13 protein-coding genes and 2 pseudogenes are annotated in these 18,438 nt (G+C 70.0%); 8 read left to right on the top strand and 7 right to left on the bottom strand.

Annotated elements, in window-relative coordinates:
• Window positions 1-1,581: bifunctional diguanylate cyclase/phosphodiesterase (locus A5701_RS06580; RefSeq protein ID WP_156669956.1), on the top strand; the 1,581-nt coding region annotated here is incomplete at its 5' end.
• Window positions 1,582-1,585: 4 nt separating this feature from the next.
• Here the strand turns inward: A5701_RS06580 and A5701_RS06575 are convergent.
• The 3 genes from A5701_RS06575 to A5701_RS06565 all read right to left on the bottom strand — a co-directional run bounded on the left by A5701_RS06575 (window position 1,586) and on the right by A5701_RS06565 (window position 4,676).
• The gene (locus A5701_RS06575; RefSeq protein ID WP_067750004.1) at window positions 1,586-2,617 is read right to left on the bottom strand and encodes an LLM class flavin-dependent oxidoreductase; all 1,032 of its coding nucleotides are present in this window, start codon (window positions 2,615-2,617) and stop codon (window positions 1,586-1,588) included.
• Between the two features lie 116 nt (window positions 2,618-2,733).
• The gene (locus A5701_RS06570) at window positions 2,734-3,852 is read right to left on the bottom strand and encodes an FAD-binding protein (protein ID WP_067750003.1); all 1,119 of its coding nucleotides are present in this window, start codon (window positions 3,850-3,852) and stop codon (window positions 2,734-2,736) included.
• The gene (locus A5701_RS06565; RefSeq protein ID WP_067750002.1) at window positions 3,849-4,676 is read right to left on the bottom strand and encodes a uracil-DNA glycosylase; all 828 of its coding nucleotides are present in this window, start codon (window positions 4,674-4,676) and stop codon (window positions 3,849-3,851) included. The genes A5701_RS06570 and A5701_RS06565 overlap by 4 nt, the downstream gene beginning before the upstream one ends.
• Before the next feature lie 83 nt (window positions 4,677-4,759).
• On the opposite strand from A5701_RS06565, the gene A5701_RS06560 reads away from it, so the two are divergent.
• Window positions 4,760-6,013 carry an MFS transporter gene (locus tag A5701_RS06560; RefSeq protein WP_067750000.1) on the top strand — a complete coding sequence of 418 codons (1,254 nt, stop codon included), beginning with the start codon at window positions 4,760-4,762 and terminating at the stop codon, window positions 6,011-6,013.
• 1 nt (window position 6,014) lies between these two features.
• Here the strand turns inward: A5701_RS06560 and A5701_RS28500 are convergent, their stop codons facing one another.
• On the bottom strand, window positions 6,015-6,614 hold the full coding sequence (locus A5701_RS28500; protein WP_067749999.1) for an SHOCT domain-containing protein: 600 nt from the start codon (window positions 6,612-6,614) through the stop codon (window positions 6,015-6,017).
• A gap of 65 nt (window positions 6,615-6,679) precedes the next feature.
• Here A5701_RS28500 and A5701_RS06550 point away from each other — a divergent pair, with 65 nt between their 5' ends.
• The 3 genes from A5701_RS06550 to A5701_RS06540 all read left to right on the top strand — a co-directional run bounded on the left by A5701_RS06550 (window position 6,680) and on the right by A5701_RS06540 (window position 9,966).
• Window positions 6,680-8,047, top strand: coding sequence for an FAD-binding oxidoreductase (locus A5701_RS06550; RefSeq protein WP_067749997.1), 1,368 nt, complete (start codon window positions 6,680-6,682; stop codon window positions 8,045-8,047).
• Window positions 8,048-8,146: 99 nt separating this feature from the next.
• Complete coding sequence (locus A5701_RS06545; RefSeq protein WP_197504928.1) at window positions 8,147-9,388, top strand: cytochrome P450; 1,242 nt, start codon at window positions 8,147-8,149, stop codon at window positions 9,386-9,388.
• The gene (locus A5701_RS06540) at window positions 9,388-9,966 is read left to right on the top strand and encodes a TetR/AcrR family transcriptional regulator (protein WP_067749993.1); all 579 of its coding nucleotides are present in this window, start codon (window positions 9,388-9,390) and stop codon (window positions 9,964-9,966) included. Before A5701_RS06545 ends, A5701_RS06540 begins: the two co-directional genes overlap by 1 nt.
• A gap of 105 nt (window positions 9,967-10,071) precedes the next feature.
• Here the strand turns inward: A5701_RS06540 and A5701_RS06535 are convergent, their stop codons facing one another.
• Both A5701_RS06535 and A5701_RS06530 read right to left on the bottom strand, forming a co-directional pair.
• Window positions 10,072-11,211, bottom strand: coding sequence for an acyltransferase (locus A5701_RS06535; protein WP_067749992.1), 1,140 nt, complete (start codon window positions 11,209-11,211; stop codon window positions 10,072-10,074).
• A complete protein-coding gene (locus tag A5701_RS06530; protein ID WP_067749990.1) occupies window positions 11,208-12,908 on the bottom strand; it encodes a DEAD/DEAH box helicase in 1,701 nt (566 codons plus the stop codon). Before A5701_RS06530 ends, A5701_RS06535 begins: the two co-directional genes overlap by 4 nt.
• Window positions 12,909-13,032: 124 nt before the next feature.
• Between A5701_RS06530 and A5701_RS06525 the strand changes: the two genes are divergently transcribed.
• Window positions 13,033-13,632 carry an LppP/LprE family lipoprotein gene (locus tag A5701_RS06525; protein ID WP_067749988.1) on the top strand — a complete coding sequence of 200 codons (600 nt, stop codon included), beginning with the start codon at window positions 13,033-13,035 and terminating at the stop codon, window positions 13,630-13,632.
• Window positions 13,633-13,676: 44 nt separating this feature from the next.
• Entirely contained in the window at window positions 13,677-17,105 is a 3,429-nt protein-coding gene (locus tag A5701_RS06520; protein WP_067749985.1) for a TM0106 family RecB-like putative nuclease, read from the top strand.
• Here A5701_RS06520 and A5701_RS06515 read toward each other — a convergent pair.
• Window positions 17,102-18,256 (bottom strand): annotated as a pseudogene (locus tag A5701_RS06515) (MFS transporter); the annotation flags it as partial. The gene A5701_RS06520 and the pseudogene A5701_RS06515 sit on opposite strands and share 4 nt — an antisense overlap.
• On the opposite strand from A5701_RS06515, the pseudogene A5701_RS28775 reads away from it, so the two are divergent.
• Window positions 18,239-18,438, top strand: a pseudogene (locus A5701_RS28775) (MFS transporter); the annotation flags it as partial. The pseudogenes A5701_RS06515 and A5701_RS28775 sit on opposite strands and share 18 nt — an antisense overlap.

Genomic DNA, 18,438 nt, shown 5'->3' with positions numbered 1-18,438 from the left:
CTCTGGCCGGCGTCGTCGCTGCTGGTGGCGATGGCCAGTTGGGCCCGGTCGTCGTCGGCGATACCGGCCGCGCGGCGCGGACTCGGCTCCTACGCGGTGCCGGTGACGTGCACCGTCGTGGCGCTCGGCGTCGCCATCCTGGGGCACAACTCACGGCTCGCTTCGACGCTCGCGGCGCTGAGCCTCGTCGCGGTCGCCGCGCGGTTCTCGGTGAGCTTCCGGGACGTCAGCATGCTGGCCGAGAGCCACAAGCAAGCCATGACCGACGAATTGACCACGCTGCCCAATCGGCGGTCCCTGGCGACGGCCCTGACCGCGCTGTCGGCTTCGGCGTCGTCGGGGCGGGCGTCATCGCGGCGTGCGCTGCTGTTGCTGCACCTGCACAAGCTGCGGGAGATCAACGACTCGGTCGGCAGGCACTTCGGCGATGAGCTGCTGTGGCGCGTCGCAAACCGCCTCGCGCGCAACGTGCGTCGCGACGATCTGCTGGCGCGCGTGAGTGACGAGGAATTCGCCATCCTCCTCGGCGACGGATCCGACCTGGTCGCGGCGCGCGCCCAGGCGGGCCGGTTGCTCGAAGGCATGAGCATCCCGTTCGAACTCGATGCGATCAGCGTGGAGATCGACGCCTGCATCGCCATCGCCCTCTACCCCGACCACTGCGACCACCCCCAGGAGCTGTTGAATCGCGCCGAGGCGGCGGTCCCGCACGCCAAGTCGGCCGTCAGCAGGATCGCGGTGTACGAGTCGGCCTACGAGGCCGATCGCGACCACGATCCCAACCTGGTGCGGGAGCTGCGCGCCGCGCTGAACGACGGCGACCAGTTCACGCTGCACTATCAGCCCAAGGTCAACGCGAACGACAGCGTCCACAGTGTGGAGGCGCTGCTGCGCTGGCAGCATCCCACCCGCGGGCTGCTGCTGCCGGAGGCGTTCCTGCCCGCCGCGGAGCGCGCCGGTTTGATGCGCGCGGTGGCCCATCGCACGATCAACCTGACGCTCGAGCAGATTCGGTCCTGGCGCGAGCAGGGCATCCCGCTGACAGTCGCGGTGAACCTGTCGACGGCGAACCTGCTCGACCTCGACCTCGCGGTCACCATCGAGCGGCTGCTGCGGAACCACGGCTTGCCTCCCGAGGCGCTGATCGTCGAGATCACCGAGAGCGCACTCGTCGACTCCGAGCGGTCCCGCGACACCGTCGCCGCCCTGCGGCTGCTGGGCGTTCGGATCTCGCTGGACGATTACGGCACCGGGTGGTCGTCGCTGGCCCGCCTGCAGGATGTGACGGTCGACGAGTTGAAGCTCGACCGGCGATTCGTCGCGCGCCTGGCCCAGGACCCCCGGTCGGTGGCCATCGTCCAGTCCACCGTGGACCTGGCGCAGAATCTGGGCGCCGACCTCGTCGCCGAGGGGGTGGAGGACGAGCTGACCCTGAGCGCGCTGCGCGGTTGCGGCTGCACCATCACCCAGGGCTTCGTGCACAGCCCGCCGTTGCCGCCGGACGAACTGCGGCGCTGGATCACCAACAGGAGCGCCATCGCGGGACCGGTCGACTCCGAGCGGTCGGGCGTGACGGACTGAGGAGCTAGAACAACTCCTTGGCCAGCAATTCCAGCGTCGCGACCCGCGCCGGCGCGGTAGCCGGGTCGGTGCCTCGGTGGGCCGATGCGACCGGGTGGACCATCACCTCGTCGACGTCGAACCGTTGCGCCAGCGCCCGCAGCTGTTCGGCGGCCTCGGCCGGCGTACCGAGGACCGCCCGGCGCAGCCCACTGTCCACGATGAGCCGCTGTTGCGGCGTCAGCTCGGCGCCTTCGGCCTCCTCGACGAGCGGCACCGGGCCCAGGGGCTGCCCGGTGCGCAGCTTTGCCATCATCTGCAGGTTGGGCAGCATCAATGCCGTTGCCTCGTCGTGGGTTTCGGCCACGGCGGCGTTCACCGTCAGGAACGTCACCGGCTCGGGCGTGAGCTTGCTCGGCCTGAACCTCGAGCGGTACACCTCGAGCGCCTCCTCGGTTCCCTGGCCGGAGAAGTGGTGTGCGAACACGTACGGCAGCCCCTTGGCGGCGGCCAGGTGCGCCGAGTACATCGACGACCCCAGCAGCCACAGGCGTGGTTCGCCGGCCGCGGCCGGGGTGGCCTTGAGCCGGTAGTCCCCCGAGCGCAGCGGCACCACGACGCCGCGCGCGCTCATCAGCGCCGCCACGTCGTCGAGGTATTCCGGGAAGTTTTCGATGTCCTCGTCGCCGCGGCTACCACGCAGCGCGTAGGAGGTCACCGGATCGGATCCGGGCGCTCGGCCGATGCCGAGGTCGATGCGGCCGGGGGCGGCGGCTTCCAGCAGCGCGAACTGCTCGGCCACCGCCAGGGGCGCGTGATTGGGCAGCATCACGCCGCCGGACCCGAGGCGCAGCTGCGTGGTTTGCGCGGCCAGGTAGGCGATCAGGACCGGCGGGCTGGTGGCGCCCACGGACGGCATGTTGTGGTGCTCGGCGACCCAATAGCGCGTGAAACCCAGCCGATCCGCGGCCTGGGCCAGCTGCACGGTGGCCGCCAGCGCATCACGGGTCGTCTGGTCGGTGCGCACCGGGACCAGGTCGAGGACGGAAAGACGCACGTTCGCGTCAACGCCTTCCGGCCCACGAACGTTCCCGGCCTCCTCGCGAGCAGACACAAAATCGCACGCCCGCCCGGCGTGGCGGGCGACTTTGCGTCTGCTCGGCCGAAGGACTGTCAGTAGTCCTTGAGGGTGATCGAGCTGACGATGCGGTCGAAGACCTCCTGCGGAATGGGCGCCCCGCCCGGGATGTTGTCGACGACCAGCCATTGGTTGCGCTTGACGTAGTCGTTGAACTCCTTGTGGTAGTTGGCGAAGCCGAGTTCGTAGTCATCACCCGCGGCGGCGAGCTCGCCGGCCAGGATGTAGGCGCCCAGCAACGCGACGCTGGTGCCCTGGCCCGAGAGCGGCGAGCAGCAATATCCGGCGTCGCCGACCAGCGCGACCCTGCCCTTCGACCAGCGGTCCATCTTGATCTGCGACATCTCGTCGAAGTAGAAGTCCGGTGCGCTGCGCATGTACTCGAGCAACTGGGGACGCACCCAGCCGTCGCCGGCCATCCGCCGTTCCAGCTCGGCGAACTGCGCCTCGGTGTCCCGGTAGTCGATCCGCAGATCGGTTTCCATGAAACCGAGCATGGCCCGGGCCTCGGCGTTGTTGCGGGCGCTGTAGACCCCCGCCATGGTGGAGTCCCCGTAGTGCCAGGTCTGCCAGTAGTCGAGTTCCAGGAAGTTGGGGACGGTGAAGATCGCCGCGTGGGTGCCCAGGCGCTCGATGAACTGTTCCTCGGGGCCGAACACCAACCGGCGCACGTTGGAGTGCAGTCCGTCCGCCCCGACGACCAGGTCGAAGCTGCGCGCGGGGGCACGTTCGAAGGTCACGTTGACGGCCGCGCCGTCGTCGTCCAAGCCGGTGATGGTGTCGTCGAAAATGTACTCGGACGTCCATTGGCTTGCGCCGTAAAGCAATTCGACCAGGTCGTCGCGCAGCAGCTCGATGTCGGGGCTGTCGATGGGGCCGCCGGTGGGTGTCGCCTCGGTGTCGCGCGACAGCTCGTTGCCGTCGCTGTCGACGACGGAAGCGCCGCGAATTTGCGTCCTCCGCTTCTGAGCGGCGGCCAGCAGCCCCATGCGTTCCAGCACTCCCAGCGCCGGCCCGCGCACGTCGATCGCCTGGCCGCCCGGTCGCGGGCCGGGGTGGCGCTCCACCACGGTGACCGAATAGCCGTGCCGTCCAAGCCAATAAGCCGCCGTCGCACCGGCCACGCTGGCGCCGGAAATCAGAACGTCAGTCACTTAATCCCTGCCAGCCTTTTCGCATCCCGGAAAACGTCGTCGAGCATCGCTGGTGTCAACCTACCGGTAAACATGTTTTGCTGGCTCGGGTGGTAACAGCCGAGTAACCGCACACCGGGCGCGAATTGCGCCACGACCCCGTGGCCGAACCGCGGCTTGCGCATCGCGGACGCGCCCGGCAACCGCAGCGCGATTTGCCACGCGAACCCGCCCAGAGCCACGATCACGCGCACGTGCTCGGACACCAGCCGCCATTCGGCTTCCAGCCAGGGCCAGCAGGTGTCCCGTTCCGCGGGCGTCGGGGCGTTGGCCGGCGGAGCGCACCGCACCGGCGCAGCGATCCGAACCCCGTTGGCCCGCAACCCATCCGCGGCATCCACGCTGGTCGGCTGGTTCACCAGCCCGGCCCGGTGTAGCGCCGCGTACAGCTGATCGCCGGACCGGTCGCCGGTGAACATGCGCCCGGTCCGGTTGGCGCCGTGCGCCGCGGGCGCCAACCCGACGATCAGCAGCCGGGGCCGTTCCGAGCCCCAGCCCGGCACGGGCCGGCCCCAATACGGCTGGTCGGCGAAGGCGCGGCGCTTCAGGGCGGCGACGTCCTCGCGCCAGTCGACCAGCCGGGGGCACGCGCGGCAGACGCTGATCAAGGCGTCGAGTTCGGGGATCGACGGGGCCCGGGGAGCCAGCGCGGCGACCTGCGTGGGGTCGGCGGCCACCGGGGTCTGCGGGGTCGCCGGGTCCCCCGGCCAACCGGTGCCGGGAACCACTGGAGAATCGAACGCCTGGCCGGTACGTGGGTGGACGAGCACATCAACATCCTGCAGTCAGCCGGTGCGCGACCGCCGAACCCCCCGGATATTCGGTGGTCGGGCCGCGGATCAGCGGCTACATTCTCCCCGGGATACCCATGAGCCACACGAGCCGCGGCCCGGCACTTCTGATCATGTCCGCCACGCTGCTGGCGACGACGGGCACCGGCATCTCGATCATCGCGTTCCCCTGGCTGGCGTTGCAGCACCACGACCGCGCCAGGGACGCGTCCGTCGTGGCCGCCGCGATGACCCTGCCGCTGGTGCTTTCCACGCTGGTCGCCGGCACCGCCGTCGACCTGGTGGGCCGCCGCCGCGTGTCGCTGGTCTCCGACTCGCTGTCCTGCGCGGCGGTGGCCGCCGTTCCGCTGACCGCCTTGCTGCTGGGGGCCGACGCGATCAACGTCGCGGAACTGGCGGTGCTGGGGTTCTGCGCGGCGGCCTTCGACCCGGCCGGGACGACGGCACGCCAGTCGATGCTGCCGGAGGCGGCCGCCCGGGCGGGCTGGTCATTGGACCGCACCAACAGCATCTACGAGGCCGTGCTCAATCTCGGGTTCATGGTGGGGCCGGGGATCGGCGGCCTGATGATCGCGACGGTTGGCGGCATCAACACCATGTGGTTCACGGCGGGGTGTTTCGGGTTGTCGCTCTTGGCGATTGGCGCGCTGCGGCTCGAGGGCGCCGGAAAGCCGCACCACGCGACCCGCCCGGACGGCCTGGTGTCCGGGATCGCTGAGGGTCTGCGGTTCGTGTGGAGGCTGCGGGTGCTGCGGACGCTCGGTCTGATCGACCTGGCCGTGACCGCGCTCTACCTGCCGATGGAAAGCGTGCTGTTCCCAAAGTATTTCGCCGACCGGCACCAGCCCGTGCAGCTGGGTTGGGCGTTGATGGCGCTCGCGATCGGCGGCGTGGCGGGCGCGCTCGGCTACGCGGCGCTGTCGAGATACACCCGCCGGCGTACGGCGGTGCTGACGGCGACCCTCACCTTCGGCGCCGCGACGATCGGCATCGCCTTCCTGCCGCCGCTGCCGGTGATCCTGGTGCTCTGCGGGGTGACCGGCCTGGTGTACGGGCCGATCCAGCCCATCTACAACTACGTCATGCAGACCCGGGCACCGCATCACCTGCGCGGCCGCGTGGTCGGGGTGATGGCGGGGCTGACCTACGCGGCCGGGCCGTTGGGCCTGCTGGTGGCCGGCCCGCTCACCGACGCCGCCGGGCTGCAGGTCACGTTCCTGGCGCTGGCGGTACCGATCCTGGCGATCGGGCTGGTGGCCTCGAGGCTGCCGTCGCTGCGGGACCTGGACCGCGCGCCGGAGTTGGAGGCGAGTCCGCCGTCGCCGCCGTGATTCACTCGCCGAGGATCTTGCGCTTCTGCTGCTCGAATTCCTCGTCGGTGAGCAGGCCGCGCTCCTTCAGCGCGGCCAGCCGCTCGAGCCGCTCGATCGGGTCTTGCCGGGCTTGCGCCGCGGGCGCCGGCATCGCCGCGCCGAACGCCTGCTGCTGCATCTCGGCTCCGCGGCGCATCATCTCCTCCCGGAAGGCGGTCGGATCCGAGATGGCGCGCCGGATGACATCGGTCATCGGCATTCCCATCACCTGGGCGCCCGCCAGGTCGGGGCGGGTGGCGGTCACGGCGTCGATGGCCGCGTCGGCGGTGGCGGCCGGCCGGTGGTCGAGCTGCACGCGGCTGTGGTCCTTCGGGTCGTACAGCACCGTCAGCCTCAGGCCCGGCCGCGGCGGGCTCAGCTGGGGTAGCAGTGCGGTGACGCTGGCGTCGAACGGCGCTTCGCCCTCGGGCGTGACCCGCAGCAGCAGCTTCCAGCGAACCTCGGTGTTGTTGACCAGGTTCGGGTTGCCGACCGTGACCGAGATCGCCGACTGCTCGGCGGCCAGGACGTCCGCGAACGCGCGGGTGCCGACTTTGCTGAGATCTCTGCGTCCGAACACTTGGACCCGACCTTTCACAAGAATCGCTCCACTGTACAGCGCGGATGGGACCGTAGGATCGGGTCGTGAGTGCTGACCTCCTGGCCGAGCTGATCGCCGGCCTGCCCGACGGCATGGTCGTCACCGACCCGACCGTCACCGAGGGCTACCGGCAGGACCGCGCGTTCGACCCGTCGGCCGGCAAACCGTTGGCCGTGGTTCGCCCGCGCCGCACCGAGGACGTGCAGACCGTGTTGCGCTGGGCGTGCGGGCACGGGATCCCGGTGGTGACCCGCGGGGCCGGCAGCGGCCTGTCCGGCGGGGCGACGGCGCTGGACAACGGCATCGTGCTGTCGACGGAGAAGATGCGCGACATCACCGTCGACCCGGTGACCCGCACCGCGGTATGTCAGCCCGGCCTGTTCAACGCCGAGGTCAAGAAGGCCGCCGCCGAGCACGGCCTGTGGTACCCGCCCGATCCGTCGTCGTTCGAGATCTGCAGCATCGGCGGCAACATCGCCACCAACGCCGGTGGGCTGTGTTGCGTCAAGTACGGCGTCACCACCGACTATGTGCTGGGCATGCAGGTGGTGCTGGCCGACGGCACGGCGGTGCGGCTCGGTGGCCCGCGACTCAAGGACGTCGCGGGGCTCTCGCTGACGAAACTCTTCGTCGGCAGCGAGGGCACCCTGGGCGTCGTCACCGAGGTCACGCTGCGGTTGGTGCCCAAGCAGAACGCGTCCAGCATCGTGGTGGCCTCTTTCGCGACGGTCGAGGCGGCCGTCGAGGCGGTTCTGGGCGTCACCGCGCGGCTGCGCCCCTCGATGCTGGAGTTCATGGATTCGGTGGCGATCAACGCCGTCGAGGACACCCTGCGCATGGACCTGGATCGCGGCGCGACCGCCATGCTGGTGGCCGGCTCCGACGAGCGGGGGCGCGCGGGCAGCGAGGACGCATCGGTGATGGCCGCGGTGTTCGCGGAATGCGGTGCGGCGGAGGTGTTTTCGACCGACGATCCCGACGAGGGCGAGGCGTTCGTCGCCGCCCGCCGGTTCTGCATTCCCGCGGTGGAAGCGAAGGGGTCGCTACTGCTCGAGGATGTCGGGGTGCCCCTGCCGGCGTTGGGCCGGTTGGTCACCGGCATCGCGGACATCGCGGCCGAGCGCGACCTGACGATCTCGGTCATCGCCCACGCCGGCGACGGCAACACCCACCCGCTGATCGTGTACGACCCCGCGGATGCCGCGATGACCGAGCGGGCCCACCTGGCCTTCGGCGAGATCATGGACCTCGCCGTCGGGCTCGGCGGCACGATCACCGGCGAGCACGGCGTCGGCCGGTTGAAGCGGCCGTGGCTGGCCGGCTACCTCGGGCCCGAGGTGATGGAGCTCAACCGGCGCATCAAGCAGGCGCTGGACCCGCAGGGCATCCTCAACCCCGGCGCGGGCATCTAGTTTCTCCGCTCATCGCCCGGCGCGCGGGGCGCTCGGCGTCCAACGCCCCGCTGGCCGGGGGTGGTTGACATCGCCGTGCAATTGTCGTACGAATGAGACATGGCTGCGGTTATGTCTCACCACGCGCCGGTCACGTTCGAGCTGGCCACCGCGGACACCTGGCCGGAGCCCTGGCCGATGTACCGGGCGCTGCGCGACCACGATCCGGTGCACCATGTCGTCCCGGCCAAACGGCCCGAGCACGACTATTACGTGCTGTCCCGGCACGCGGATGTGTGGGCCGCCGCGCGTGATCACGAGACCTTCTCCTCCGCGCAAGGGTTGACGGTCAACTACGGCGATCTGGAAATGATCGGGCTGCAGGACAATCCGCCGTTCGTGATGCAGGATCCGCCGGTGCACACGGAGTTTCGCAAGCTGGTGTCGCGTGGGTTTACGCCGCGACAGGTCGAGGCCGTTGAACCGAAGGTCCGCGAGTTCGTGGTGGAGCGCATCGAGGGGTTGCGCGCCGCCGGGGGTGGCGACATCGTCACCGAGCTGTTCAAGCCGCTGCCCTCGATGGTGGTCGCCCACTACCTCGGTGTGCCCGAAGCGGATCGGGCGCAATTCGACTGGTGGACGGACGTGATCGTCGCGGCCAACACCGCCGAAGGCGGCGTGGCCGGGGCGCTGGATACGGTCGGCGACGCGGTCGGGTCGATGATGGCCTACTTCACTCACCTGATCGAGCGCCGTCGCAGCGAGCCCGGGGACGACACCATCTCGCACCTGGTGGCGGCCGGGGTGGGCGCCGACGGCGACATCGCCGGCACGCTGTCGGTGCTGGCGTTCACGTTCACCATGGTGACCGGGGGCAACGACACCACCACCGGAATGCTGGGCGGCTCAATGCCTTTGCTGCATCAGCGGCCCGACCAGCGACGGCTTCTCGTCGAGGATCTGGGCCTGATCCCCGACGCGGTGGAAGAGCTGCTGCGGCTGACCTCGCCGGTGCAGGGGCTGGCCCGCACGACCACCCACGACGTGACGATCGGCGACACCACCATCCCCGCCGGCCGCAAGGTGTTGCTGTTGTATGGGTCGGCCAACCGGGACGAGCGTCAATACGGTCCGGACGCGGGCGAGCTCGACGTGACCCGCCGCCCGCGCAACATCCTGACCTTCAGCCACGGCGCGCACCACTGCCTGGGCGCGGCGGCGGCCCGGATGCAATCACGGGTAGCCCTCACCGAATTGCTCACCCGCTGCCCGGATTTCGAGGTGGACGAGTCCGCGATCGTCTGGTCGGGCGGCAGTTACGTGCGGCGTCCGCTGTCCGTGCCGATTCGGGTGAAGTCCTGATGCCGAACGACTGGCTGGGCGCGCACCGCAGCGAGGCCGCCGCGGACCGGATCCTCGACGCGGCGGAGCGGCTCTACACCGAACGCGACCAGGCTTCGATCGGCATGAACGAGATCGCCAGGGCCGCAGGGTGTTCCCGTGCCACGCTGTACCGGTACTTCGAGAACCGGGAGGCGCTGCGCACCGCATACGTGCACCGCGAGACACGCCGGCTGAGCCGCGAGATCAAGGAGCAGATCGGCGGCATCGAGGACCCCCGGGAGCGGCTGGTCGCGAGCATCACCGCCACGCTGCGGATGGTTCGCGGCAGCCGCGCGCTGGCGTCGTGGTTCGCCGTCAGCCGGCCACCGATCGGCGCCGAGGTCGCCGCGCAGTCCGAGGTGATCACCGCGCTGGCCGCCGCGTTCGTCGGCTCGCTCGGGCCCGTGGACCCCGCCATCGTGGAGCGCCGGGCGCGCTGGGTGGTGCGGGTGATCGCGTCGCTGCTGCAGTTCCCGGGTCGAGACGACGCCGACGAGAAGGCGATGATCGAGGAGTTCCTCGTCCCGATCGTCACGCCGGTCTCCGCCCGGGGATAGGCGCACCCCAAAATCGTCACGCCCGCCGCTCCGGTCCCCGGCCGGAAGGAATGCCCGAACTGCCCGCCTCATAGCGACAAGCCGGCATGGCCGCGCCGCGTCGGCTCAGGTCCGCACGCGGGTGAACCGATGCAGCAGCCAGGCCAACGGAATCGTCACCACCATCGTCGCGAGGAACAGGTTCAGCATCGAGCCGGTGTAGACGTGGGCGCGAACGATGTAGACCATCGCGAATTCCATGGTGATCAGGTGGATCAGGAAGATCTCGTAGGAGATCTCCCCCAGCCACACCATCGGCCGCGTCGCCAGCAGGCGCCAGTACCAACCCCGATCCCCCAGGGCCAGCGGCGCCACCGCGAGGGCGGCGATCACGGCGTAGAAACAGGTCTTGAACAGGGCCTCGCTCAGGGTGGCCGGCGACGTGGTGGGCGCGCCGGCGATGGGAGTGGAGACGATGAAATAGCAGACGACGGCCAGCGGGATGGCCACAAACGCGTACCCCCGCACCCCCATCGCCTGCAGAACGGCCAACAGCATTCCGGCGAGAAACCAGGCCAGATAGGTCGGCAACCACAGCCGCGCGCCGTCGGGAAACCAGTGATCGGTGTGCACGAGCACGAGCCAGGCGGGGCTGATCAACGTCAGCCCGATCAGCGCCGCCAGCAGCAGTCTCGGCTGCCAGCGCCGGCGGCAGACGAGCACCAACAGCACGTAGGCCAGCAGCGGGAGCAGCACATAGAAGGACGCTTCCACCGCGAGGCTCCACATCTGGGTCAGCCCCTGGTGCAGGTACTTGCCCAGGTAGCCGTTGCAGTAGATCTGCGTCAGCGTCAGGTTGCGCGCCAGCCCGAGCCACGTGTGCCCGGGGTTGGGTCCCGCCTCGCGGAAGTGATACAGCACGTAGGCGAACAGCACGGTGACGACGTAGGCGGGCATGATGCGCCGGACCCGGTGCCACGCATAGCGACTCAGCGACGGGGGCGGCCCGCCGGTGGCGGCGGATTTCAACCACGGGCGGAACAGCAGAAACCCGGACAGCACGAAGAAGATCGGCACACCGATCTCCAGCCGGGAGCCGACCAGGCCCCAATAACCGTGGGTGTACTTGCCGGTGGTGTAGGCCGCGTGGGTGCCGACGACGAGCAGGGCCGCCACGGCCCGGATTCCGGTCAGCGACGCCACCCGGTCGACGTGGGCGGTCTGTTCGAGTCCGCCCTGGGCGTCCTGTTCTTCCGACAGGGTCATCCCGGGTATTTCCTGCGGGGCTTCTGTCCGTCACGGCCGCGGGGCTTGGTCGCCGACCGGTCCGGTTGAAGGTTGATCAGCACCCCCGAAATGCGGGTGTGCTCAAGTTTTTTCAGCGTCGACTTGGGCAGCTTGGCCGGCAGCTCCACCAAGGAGAAGTCCGGGCCGATGGCGATGTGGCCGAAATCGCTGCGATGCAGGCCGCCTTCGTTGGCGATGGCGCCGACGATCGCGCCAGGGCCGATCTTGTGCCGCTTGCCCACCGCGATCCGATAGGTGGCGAACGACCGGTCCTGCCTGGGCCTTTCGGGACGCTCGCGGCGTTCGGTGTGCCGCTCGCGCCGCTCGCGTGGCGGCTCGGGCGCCATCAGGAACTCCTCGCCGTCGCGGGCCTGCAGCGCCAGCGCCGCCGCTATGTCGGCCAGCGGGACGTCGTGCTCGCGTTCGTAGTCCTCGACCAGCTTGCGGAAGAGGTCGATGCCAGGACGGCCCAGCGCGTCGGTGATGGAGTCGGCGAACTTCGCCACCCGCTGGGCGTTGACGTCCTCGACGGTGGGCAGCTCCGACTCGGTAAGCGTTTGCCGCGTTGCCTTTTCGATCGCCTTGAGCAGGTGGCGCTCCCGCGGCGATACGAAGAGCAGTGCGGTTCCCGACCGCCCGGCCCGGCCGGTGCGGCCGATGCGATGCACGTAGGACTCGGTGTCGTGCGGGATGTCGTAGTTGAGCACGTGCGAGATGCGCTCCACGTCGAGCCCGCGGGCGGCCACGTCGGTGGCGACCAGGATGTCGATGCCGCCGTCCTTCAGCGCGGCGACAGTCCGCTCCCGCTGGCCCTGTGGGATGTCGCCGTTGATGGCGGCCGCGGAAAACCCTCGGGCCCTAAGCTTTTCCGCGACTTCCTCGGTGGCCTGCTTGGTGCGAACGAAGACGATCATCGCCTCGAACGGCTCTACTTCCAGCACCCGGGTCAGCGCGTCCATCTTGCGCGGACCCGCGACCTGGATATAGCGCTGCGAAATGTTCTCCGCGGTAGCGGTTTTGGCCTTGGTGGTGACCTCGAGCGGATCGTGCAGGTACTTGGTGGTCAGCTTGCGGATCGCCGGTGGCATGGTCGCGGAGAACAGGGCGACCTGTTTGTACTCCGGGGTTTCGGAGAGGATCCGTTCGACGTCTTCGGCGAAGCCCATGGTGAGCATCTCGTCGGCCTCGTCGAGCACCAGGTAGTCGACCCGCGACAGGTCCAGTGTCCCCCGCTCGAGGTGGTCGATGACCCGGCCGGGGGTGCCGACGACCACCTGGGCGCCGCGCCGCAGCCCGGCGAGCTGCACGGTGTAGGACGAGCCGCCGTAGATCGGCAGCACGTTGATCTTCGGCAGATGGGCCCCGTAGCGGCTGAACGCCTCGGCCACCTGCAGCGCCAGCTCCCGCGTCGGCGCCAGCACCAGTGCCTGCGTCGCGGTGCTGGTGACGTCGATCCTGGACAGGATCGGGATGGCGAACGCCGCCGTCTTGCCGGTGCCGGTCTGCGCCAGCCCGACGACGTCCGAGCCCGCCATCAGCGCCGGGATCGTCGCGGCCTGAATGCCGGTGGGTGACTCGTAGCCGACGTCGGCGATCGCCCGCAAGACGGAGGGATGGATCTGCAGGTCGGCAAACGTAGTCGAGGCAGCCTCAGGCGAGCCGTCCGGGTGGGTCATCGTCCATGGAGTCTAGTGGCCGTGGCCAGATCGTCAGACTTCAGCGCTGCGGTCCCGTGATCATGAGCACAGCCGCGCTGGGCCCGGCCACGCCTGTCACACCCGAACGCGCGATGACGGTACGGTGCCCGATGTGTGGTCGCTACCCCGCCGTACCGAGCCACTGACCGGCTCGGCCGCTGTCGCGTTGATCGCCATCACCTTGACCGGCTGTGGTTCGGGAGACTCCACGGTCGCCAAGACGCCGCAGGCCGCGACGACGACCGAGACCCCGTCCATCACGGCCCCGGCCCAGCCGTCCGGCGCCGCCGCGCCGCCCGGCGGCAGCGCCCCGCCCGCCGACCCGTGCGCGGTCAACCTCGCCTCACCCACCATCGCCAAGGTGGTCTCCGAGCTGCCGCGCGACCCGCGCAGCCAGCAACCCTGGAACCCGGAGCCACTGGCCGGCAACTACAACCAGTGCGCCCAGCTGTCGGCGGTGATCATCAAGGCCAACACCAACGCCGTCAATCCCACCACCCGGGCGGTCCTGTTCCATCTCGGGCAATTCATCCCGCAAGGGGTGCCCGACACCTACGGGTTCAACGGCGTCGACCCGGCGCAGACCACCGGCGACACGGTCGCGCTGACCTACCCCAGCGGCATCAACGGCTTGAACACCGATGTGCGGTTCCACTGGAACGGCAACGGAGTGGAGCTGATCGGCAACGCCCCGGGGCACTAGGCGGAGCCGCCTTTTCGTCGGTCCCCTCACCTACAGTTGCTGCTGTGTTCGTCACCGGCGACAGCATCGTCTACAGCGCCTCGGACCTCGCGGCCGCCGCCCGCTGCGAGTACGCGTTGTTGCGGGATTTCGACGCGCGGCTCGGCTGGGCGCCGGCCGCCACCGTCGAGGACGACCTCCTCGCCCGGACCGCCACCCTCGGGACGGAACACGAGCGGCGCGAACTGGACCGGCTGCGCGACGAGTTCGGCGATGGCGTCGCGGTCATCGGCCGCCCGGCCTACACGCCCGCGGGCCTCGCGGCGGCGGCCGAGGCGACGCGACGCGCAGTCGCCGGCGGCGCGCCCGCGGTCTATCAGGCCGCCATGTTCGACGGCCGCTTCGTCGGATTCGCCGACTTTCTGGTGCGAGAAGGGGAGCAGTACCGGGTCATCGACACCAAGCTGGCCCGCTCGGCGAAGGTCACCGCGCTGCTGCAACTCGCCGCCTACGCCGACGCGCTGGCCGCCTCGGGCGTCGCGGTGGCGCCCGAGGCGGAACTGCACCTGGGCGACGGGACGGTGGCGCGCTACCGGGTCCATGACCTGATCCCCGTTTACCGTTCGCAGCGCGCACGATTGCAGCTGCTCCTCGACGAGCACCACGCGGGGGGAGCCGCGGTCCGGTGGGACGACGAGGGTGTGGGCGCGTGTTTGCGGTGCCCGTTGTGCACGGAACAGTTGCGTGCCACCGACGACCTGCTGCTGGTCGCCGGCATGCGAGTGACCCAGCGGGACAAGCTGATCGACGCCGGCGTCACCACGGTGTCCGAGCTGGCCCAGCACTTTGGTCCCGTGCCGGAGCTGGCGCCGGGCGCGGTCGGCAAGCTGACCGCCCAGGCGAGACTCCAAGTCCGCCAACGCGAGACCGGCACGCCGCAGTTCGAGATCGTCGACCCCCAGCCGCTGACGCTGCTGCCCGAACCGGATCCGGGCGACCTGTTCTTCGACTTCGAGGGCGACCCGCTGTGGACCGTCGACGGCAAGGAGTGGGGCCTGGAATACCTGTTCGGCGTCCTGGAGGCCGGGCCCGCCGGCGCGTTTCGGCCGTTGTGGGCGCACAACCGGGCGGAGGAACGCAAGGCCCTGACCGACTTCCTGGCGATGGTGGCCAAACGCCGCAAACGCAGGCCCAACATGCACATCTACCACTACGCCCCGTATGAGAAGACCGCGTTGCTGCGGCTCGCCGGCCGCTACGGCGTCGGCGAGGACCAAGTTGACGAGCTACTGCGCAGCGGAACGCTGGTCGACCTCTACCCCCTGGTGCGCAAGAGCATTCGAGTGGGCGCGGAGTCATTCAGCCTCAAGGCGCTGGAGCCGCTCTACATGGGGGCGCAGCTGCGCGCCGGTGACGTCACCACGGCCGCAGGCTCGATCACCTCCTACGCCCGGTACTGCGAACTGCGGGCCGACGGACGCGGCGACGACGCCGCCTCGGTGCTCAAGGAGATCGAGGACTACAACCTCTACGACTGCCGCTCCACCCAGGAACTGCGCAACTGGTTGATGCTGCGCGCCTACGAATCCGGCGTCGTGCCGATCGGCGCCCAGCCCGTCCGTGGCGGCAACACCGTCGAGGACCGCGACGCGCTGGCGGTGACGCTCGCGACATTCACCGGCGACGCCACAGCGGGTGAGCGCACCCCCGAGCAGACCGCGGTGGCGCTGCTGGCCGCGGCGCGCGGCTACCACCGGCGCGAGGACAAGCCGTTCTGGTGGGCCCACTTCGACCGATTGAACTTCCCCGTGGAGGAATGGGCGGATAACACCGACGTCTTCGTCGCGGAACACGCGTCGGTGAACGTGGACTGGAACACGCCACCCCGCGCGCGCAAGCCGCAGCGGCGGGTGCGACTGCGCGGCGAGTTGGCCCGCGGCGAGCTGCCGACCGACGTCTTTGCCCTCTACGACCCGCCGGCTCCATCGGGGATGTCCGACGATCCCGACCGGCGGGCGGCCGGGCGCGCCACGGTGATAGCCGCCGACGATCCGGCGCTGCCCACCGAAGTCACCATCGTCGAACGAGTGGGCAACGACGGCAAGCCCTTTCATCAACTCCCGTTCGCGTTGACCCCCGGCCCTCCGATTCCGACGACCGCGCTTCGGGAGTCCATCGAGTCCACGGCCGCCGCGGTGGCGGCCGGCCTGCCAGGGCTACCCCGCAGCGCGGTCGTCGACATCCTGCTGCGCCGCGCGCCCCGCACGCGTAGCGGCTCCGCGCTGCCCCGCGGCGCCGACATCCCGGACATCGCAGCCGACATCACCGCCGCGCTGATGGACCTGGATTCGTCGTACCTGGCGGTGCACGGGCCGCCCGGCACCGGCAAGACGCACACCGCCGCGCGCGTGATCCAGCGCCTGGCCACCGACCATGGCTGGCGGATCGGCGTCGTCGCGCAATCGCATGCCACGGTGGAGAACGTGCTGGACTGTGTCATCGACGCCGGGCTGGACGCGCAGCGGGTCGCCAAGAAGCGCAACGACCACGGCGCCCCGCGCTGGCAGGAGATCGACAGCAGCGCCTACGCCGCGTTCATCGCCGAGAACGCCGGCTGCGTACTGGGCGGCACTGCATGGGATTTCGCGAACGCGACCCGGGTGCCGCCGGGCGCCCTCGACCTGCTGGTGATCGACGAGGCCGGCCAATTCTGTTTGGCCAACACCGTCGCCGTGGCGCCGGCCGCCGCCAACCTGTTGCTGCTCGGCGATCCCCAGCAGCTGCCGCAGGTCAGCCAGGGCACCCATCCCGACCCCGTCGACACCTCGGCGCTCGACTGGCTGGTCGAGGGCCAGCGCACACTGCCCGACGAGCGCGGGTATTTCCTGGACCGCTCGTACCGCATGCACCCCGCGGTGTGCGGCGCGGTGTCCGCGCTGTCCTACGAGGGCAGGCTGCACTCCCACGAGTGCACCGCCGCCCGGCGCCTCGCCGGCTACCGGCCCGGCGTGCGGACGATCACCGTTGAGCACCACGGTAATTCGACCGAGAGCCCAGAGGAGGCCGGCGCCGTCGTCGACGAGATCGACCGCCTGCTCGGCGCGGCCTGGACCGACGAGCGCGGTACCCGGCCCCTGACCGCCGCCGATGTGTTGGTGCTGGCGCCCTACAACGCCCAGGTGGCGCTGCTGCGCCGGCGGTTGACCGCGGCGGGCCTCGACGGAATCCGGGTGGGCACCGTCGACAAGTTCCAGGGCGGGCAGGCGCCCGTGGTGTTCATCTCGATGACGGCCTCCACCGCGGACACCGTGCCACGCGGAATCTCGTTCCTGCTCAATAGGAACCGGCTCAACGTCGCCATCAGCCGCGCCCAATACGCGGCCGTCATCGTGCGCTCGGAATCGCTGACCGAATACCTGCCCGGCACGCCCTCGGGCCTGGTCGACTTGGGTGCGTTCCTGGCGCTGACCCAGACCGGCGCGGCGATCGCCTAGTTGCCGGACGAGTGGCGGCCGTAGCCGGTGGGCTCGTCGTCGGGATCGCGGCCGTGCCGCTGCCCTCGCGGCGCGCCGTTTTGCTGCCGTCCCGGCGGTGTCGCCCGAGTGCGCGGGGCGGGCGGGTAGGCCCGCGCCGACAACCCGGTGACCGGACGGAAAACCTTGGGCTCGTCGACATGAGAGCCGTTGTGGGCGAACCCGATTGGCCGCACGGCGGGCGCCGGGCGCGGACGGGCGACCCGAGAGACCGGTGCGGGGGCGGCCTCGGGTTCACGGAGCAGGATGAATTCGACGTACTCGTCGTCGTCATAGTCGTCGTCGACCGCGTCGCCCGCGTCGGGCCGGCCACCCATGGCGGTCGGCGCGAAGCCGACCAGGAACAGCGCGGCCACTATCCCGAACAGCGCGATAAACGCGGGCAACAGGACCGACTGCGACATGGCGGCCGAGAACGGGTCGCGCAGGAACTCGGGCAGTTGCAGCGTCGCGGGCGCCTCGCCGCCGGCGCCGGGGGACGGCTGCGCGGGCATCTCGGCGCCGATCCGCGCGGTCATGAACGCGGCCATGCCGGCGCTGCCGAGCACCGCGCCGAGCTGGCGGACGGAGTTGTACACGGCCGAGCCCGCGCCGGCCAGGCTCGGCGGCAGGTTGCGCGTCGCGGTGGCGGTGAGCGGCGACCACACGAACGCCATTCCGACGCCGGTCGCGAAGAACGGCAACACCAGGCGCCAGATCGGCGTCTGCGGCGACATCTCGAACGTGAGCCAGGTCAGCGCGATCGCCAGCACCGAGAAGCCGAAACCGAGGACCGGGCGCGGATGGTAGCGGTCGACCATCCTGCCGACGAAGGGCGCAAACACACCGTTGGCGATCGCCATCGGCGCGATCAGCAGGGCCGAGCGCGTCGGCGAGAGCCCGCAGACGGCCTGCGCGTAGAACGTCAACGGCAGCATCATCGCGGTGGCGGCGAACGAGATGATGGCCACACCGACGTTGCACAGCCCGAAGTCGCGGTCGCCGAAGATCACCAGGGGGATCAGCGGCTCGTCGGTGTTCATCGACTGCCAGAACACGAACACCGTCATGAACCCGATGCCGGCGACGATCATCGCCCAGATCCAGGGTTCCCAGTGCGCGGCCTGGCCCTGGCCTACTGGCTGGTCCCCGTGCTGCCCACGCAGTCGCACCGGTTCGATGTGGTGGGCGTCGTGTTGTCCGGCGCGGGCATGTTCCTGATCGTGTTCGGCTTGCAGCAGGGCCAGGCCGCGCACTGGGAACCCTGGATCTGGGCGATGATCGTCGCCGGCATCGGGTTCATGACGGTGTTCGT

It is taken from the genome of Mycobacterium sp. E3305, from assembly GCF_001666785.1.
Taxonomy (GTDB): domain Bacteria; phylum Actinomycetota; class Actinomycetes; order Mycobacteriales; family Mycobacteriaceae; genus Mycobacterium.
The sequence above is the reverse complement of the archived record's forward strand: the minus strand, read 5'-3'. Positions and strand labels throughout refer to the sequence as shown.

What these genes read in the sequence shown, in the direction of transcription:
- A5701_RS06560 (WP_067750000.1), top strand. Translation starts at nt 4,760, where the DNA reads ATGAGCCACACGAGCCGCGGCCCGGCACTTCTGATCATGTCCGCCACG.
- A5701_RS06530 (WP_067749990.1), bottom strand. Translation starts at nt 12,908, where the DNA reads ATGACCCACCCGGACGGCTCGCCTGAGGCTGCCTCGACTACGTTTGCC.
- A5701_RS06540 (WP_067749993.1), top strand. Translation starts at nt 9,388, where the DNA reads ATGCCGAACGACTGGCTGGGCGCGCACCGCAGCGAGGCCGCCGCGGAC.
- A5701_RS06535 (WP_067749992.1), bottom strand. Translation starts at nt 11,211, where the DNA reads ATGACCCTGTCGGAAGAACAGGACGCCCAGGGCGGACTCGAACAGACC.
- A5701_RS06545 (WP_197504928.1), top strand. Translation starts at nt 8,147, where the DNA reads ATGGCTGCGGTTATGTCTCACCACGCGCCGGTCACGTTCGAGCTGGCC.